Raw genomic sequence first — 887 nt, forward strand, 5'->3', positions numbered from 1 at the left:
CCCTCGTGCTGCTTGAAGCCTTTGATGTTGTGTCTGTATTGCGGATTGATGCCGAGCGCGTCGGTGAACCCGGCGGCCAGCCGTTCCTGCTGCGCTGGACCGTAAGGCAATTTATCGCCATGCCTGGGCAGAGTGCAGGACTGTTCCAGCGCGTTCTTGAACAGGGTATAGCGCGAGTGCAGCGCATGGCCCGGATGACGGAAGTCTTGGAGATGCTCATCCGAACGCGGTAGGCGCGTCGGCGGGGTGTACAACATCGCCTCGCCCGCTTGGCGCTGTTCGTGTTGATGCGACCGGGGATCTTGGCTGTGGCGCTGTTCGTGTTCGCGTTGCTGCGCATCCATAGCCTGGCGGTGCAACTGCACGTGTTGCTGCGCGAGGCGCTGTTGTTGCTCGCGCGCTGCCTGCGCGTGCTGTTCCTGCTGCTGCAATTGCGCGATCCGCGCCTGTTCCTGCATGTCCACGCTGGCCGGTTTTTCATGGGCCGGGGCGCTGTGAGCGGGTGACGGCTGTGTCTGTCGGTGGACTTGCGCCAGGTGCGGGGCGTACTGCTGCGCCTGTTGGATGCGTTCCTGGTGCTGTTGGGCGGCGTGGTCTTCCTGCAGGCCCACGTGCCTGTCCACCATGGCGGGGGGCGGCATGGACCCGGCAGCAGCGGATGATGATGAAGAGGAGGAAGACGTGTCCGCGTTCGTCGATGTGGGAGGGATGGATGCTGCTGGCGCGCTGTGCTGGAACCACTGTCCCGGATGCGTCAGCGTGTCGTAGGCTTGCCCGGCGGCGTGCTCGACCACGTCGATGCCGGGCGAGACGATGTATTTGATCCCGTCGTATGCTTGCCCAACGGCCTGTCCGGCGGACGAATGTGCGGCGGACTGCGCGCCATG

General features: G+C 64.5%; 1 protein-coding gene. It reads right to left on the bottom strand.

The annotated features are described in order from the left end of the window. Positions 1-641, bottom strand: a 641-nt coding sequence (locus XalbCFBP2523_RS16520; RefSeq protein ID WP_430523495.1) for a hypothetical protein, incomplete at its 3' end; no start/stop codon positions are given. Positions 642-887 lie beyond the last annotated feature (246 nt).

It is taken from the genome of Xanthomonas albilineans (assembly GCF_002939705.1).
Classification (GTDB): Bacteria; Pseudomonadota; Gammaproteobacteria; order Xanthomonadales; family Xanthomonadaceae; genus Xanthomonas_A; species Xanthomonas_A albilineans.